This window comes from Streptomyces fuscigenes (assembly GCF_021556455.1).
Taxonomy (GTDB): domain Bacteria; phylum Actinomycetota; class Actinomycetes; order Streptomycetales; family Streptomycetaceae; genus Streptomyces; species Streptomyces fuscigenes.
On sequence record NZ_JAKGCV010000503.1, the window covers coordinates 1 to 3,676 of the forward strand.

Annotated in this window: 2 protein-coding genes; both read left to right on the forward strand. The window is 72.2% G+C overall.

All coding sequences use genetic code 11. The features are described 5' to 3' along the window. Positions 1-253: 253 nt before the first annotated feature. On the forward strand, positions 254-1,474 hold the full coding sequence (locus tag L1885_RS25325) for a thiolase family protein (protein WP_235799493.1): 1,221 nt from the start codon (positions 254-256) through the stop codon (positions 1,472-1,474). Next, a complete protein-coding gene (locus L1885_RS25330; protein WP_235799494.1) occupies positions 1,471-3,600 on the forward strand; it encodes a 3-hydroxyacyl-CoA dehydrogenase NAD-binding domain-containing protein in 2,130 nt (709 codons plus the stop codon). The genes L1885_RS25325 and L1885_RS25330 overlap by 4 nt, the downstream gene beginning before the upstream one ends. The last annotated feature ends 76 nt before the right edge of the window (positions 3,601-3,676 follow it).

Below are 3,676 nucleotides of genomic sequence, written 5' to 3' on the forward strand. Positions count from 1 at the left end.
CCGGCAGGCGCGCGGCACCGCGCCGCCGCCGGAGGAGCGGACGCCGGACGCGGCCCGCGGGCACGCTTTCTCGGGCCCGGGCTGGCCGCCGCGGGAGAGCGTTCGCGGGACGCGGCCGGTCGGTGCCGGGTGTGAGCTTCACCGCTCGCCATGATGGGGGTGGGCAGGTTAATTACTCGCGAGTAGCATGAGCGGCAGCGCGTTCCGGCGCGCGCCGCAGCTGTGCCACCCCGCACCCTGGAGGAGAGCCATCGTGCCTCGTACCGTCAGGGACGTCGTCTTCGTCGACGGCGTCCGCACCCCGTTCGGCAAGGCGGGCCCGAAGGGCATCTACCACGAGACCCGCGCGGACGACCTGGTCGTCAAGGCGATCCGGGAGCTGCTGCGGCGCAACCCGGACCTGGATCCCGCCCGCATCGACGAGGTCGCCATCGCCGCGACCACGCAGATCGGCGACCAGGGCCTCACCATCGGGCGCACGGCCGGCATCCTCGCGGGCCTGCCGACGTCCGTGCCCGGCTACGCGATCGACCGGATGTGCGCGGGCGCGCTGACGGCCGTCACCACCACCGCGGGCTCCATCGCCTTCGGCGCGTACGACGTCGTCGTCGCCGGCGGTGTCGAGCACATGGGCCGCCACCCGATGGGCGAGGGCGTGGACCCGAACCCCCGCTTCGTGTCGGAGAAGCTCGTCGACGAGTCGGCCCTCTTCATGGGCATGACCGCGGAGAACCTGCACGACCGCTTCCCGCACCTGACGAAGCAGCGCTCCGACGAGTACGCGGTGCGCTCCCAGGAGAAGGCGGCCAAGGCCTACGCGAACGGCCGGATCCAGCAGGACCTCGTGCCGATCTCCGTGCGCCGCACGTCCGCCGAGGCCGGGGAGACGGGCTGGGGCCTCGCCACGGCGGACGAGCCGATGCGCCCCGGCACCACGCTGGAGATGCTGGCCGGCCTCAAGACGCCGTTCCGGCCCCACGGCCGGGTCACCGCGGGCAACGCGGCCGGCCTCAACGACGGCGCCACCGCGTCGCTGATCGCCGCCGAGGACTTCGCGCGCGAGCAGGGCCTGCCGGTCAGGATGCGCCTCGTGAGCTACGCCTTCGCGGGCGTCGAGCCCGAGGTCATGGGCTACGGGCCGATCCCGGCGACGGAGAAGGCCCTCGCCAAGGCGGGCCTGTCGATCTCCGACATCGGGCTGTTCGAGATCAACGAGGCGTTCGCGGTGCAGGTGCTCGCGTTCCTCGACCACTACGGCATCGCCGACGACGACGAACGCGTCAACCAGTACGGCGGGGCCATCGCGTTCGGCCACCCGCTGGCCTCCTCCGGCGTCCGCCTGATGACGCAGCTGGCCCGGCAGTTCGAGGAGCACCCGCACGTCCGCTACGGCCTGACGACGATGTGCGTCGGCTTCGGCATGGGCGCCACGGTCATCTGGGAGAACCCGCACTTCGACGGAGGCCGCAAGTGAGCAACATCGCCGAACTGCTGAAGGGCGCGGCCGAGGTCTTCCCGGACGAGGTCGTCACCGAGGCGCACGTACGCCACCTCGACCTCCCGGCCGACGCCGGGCGCTTCGCGCTGATCACGCTGGACAACGGCTTCGACCACACCAAGCCGACCAGCTTCGGCCCGCAGTCCCTCGCCCGCATCGACGCGGCGATCGACCAGGTCGAGAAGGAGGCCGCCGAGGGCACGATCGTCGGTGTCGGCGTCACCGGCAAGCCGTTCGTCTTCGCCGTCGGGGCCGACCTGAAGGGCGTCGGGCTGCTCGGCAGCCGCGACGAGGCCGCGGCCATCGGCAGGGCCGGGCACGAGGTCTTCGCGCGCCTCGGCGGCCTCGCCGTGCCGACGTTCGCTTACTACAACGGCGCGGCCATGGGCGGCGGCGTCGAGATCGGGCTGCACTGCCAGTACCGGACCGTCTCGTCCTCGATCGCCGCGTTCTCACTGCCGGAGGTCTTCCTCGGCCTGGTGCCCGGCTGGGGCGGCTGCACGCTGCTGCCGAACCTCATCGGCGCGGGCCCCGCGGTCAACGTCATCATCGAGAACTCCCTCAACCAGAACCGGCAGCTCAAGGGCGAGCAGGTCTTCGAGCTCGGCATCGCCGACGCCATCTTCGAGGCCGCGGACTTCCTGGAGCAGTCGCTGATCTGGACCGCCGCCGTCCTCAAGGGCGAGCTGAACGTCCAGCGCATCACCGTCGACCGCGGCGAGGACTGGGACCAGGCCGTCGAGTGGGGCCGGGCCGTCGCCGACTCCAAGGTGCACGGCGCGGCGCCCGCCGCCTACCGCGCGCTCGACATCATCGCGCAGGCCAAGCACGGCGACACCCAGGCCGGCTTCGACGCCGAGACCGAGGCCCTCGCCGACCTCGTCATGGGCGGCGAACTGCGCTCGGGCATCTACGCGTTCAACCTGGTGCAGGGCCGCGCGAAGCGCCCCGTGGGCGCGCCCGACAAGAACCTCGCGCGGCCGGTCAACAAGGTCGGCGTGGTCGGGGCGGGCCTGATGGCGTCCCAGCTCGCGCTGCTGTTCGTGCGGCGCCTCCAGGTGCCCGTCGTCCTCACGGACATCGACCAGCAGCGCATCGACAAGGGCGTCGGCTACGTGCACGCCGAGGTCGACAAGCTGCTCGGCAAGGGCAGGATCGACCAGGACACCGCGAACCGCCTCAAGGGCCTGGTCACGGGCGTGCTCGACAAGGCCGAGGGCTTCTCGGACGCCGACTTCGTCATCGAGGCCGTCTTCGAGGAGATGGGCGTCAAGCAGCAGGTCTTCGCGGAGGTCGAGGCCGTCGTGCCCGAGACCGCGATCCTGGCGACGAACACCTCGTCCCTGTCGGTCGGCGAGATGGCCTCGAAGCTCGCCCACCCGGAGCGCGTGGTCGGCTTCCACTTCTTCAACCCGGTCGCGGTCCTGCCGCTGCTGGAGGTCGTACGCGGCGAGCGCACCGACGACGCCTCGCTCGCGACGGCGTTCGCGGTGGCCAAGAAGCTGCGCAAGACGGCCGTCCTCGTCAAGGACGCCCCGGCGTTCGTCGTCAACCGCATCCTGACCCGCTTCATGGGCGAGATCCAGAACGTCATCGACGAGGGCACCCCGGTGGACGTCGCCGAGCGCGCCGTCGAGCCGCTCGGCCTGCCGATGTCGCCGCTGGTCCTGCTCGAACTGGTCGGCCCGGCCATCGGCCTGCACGTCTCCGAGACGCTGCACGGCGCCTTCCCCGAGCGCTTCACGGTGTCGGAGAACCTGCGCGCGGTCGTCACGGCGGGCAAGCGCGGCTTCTACGCGTACGACTCGGGCAAGCCGGAGCTCGACCCGGAGATCCTGGCCCTGATGACGCAGGGCGACATGGTCCTGACGGAGGACCAGGTGCGCGCCCGCGTGCTCGACGCGGTCGCGCAGGAGATCGGGCTCATGCTCGACGAGGGCGTCGTCGCCGAGGCCCAGGACGTCGACCTGTGCCTGATCACCGGCGCCGGCTGGCCCTTCCACCTGGGCGGCATCACGCCGTACCTGGACCGCGAGGGCGTCTCGGAGCGCGTCAACGGCCGCCGCTTCCTGGCGCCGGGCGTGGCGAGCGTCCCGGCGTAGCGCGGCGTCCCGCACGGGAGGACGGCCGGGCCCGGACCGCGGGCCCGGCCGTCCTCCCGCCGCTCGCGTCCGCGGC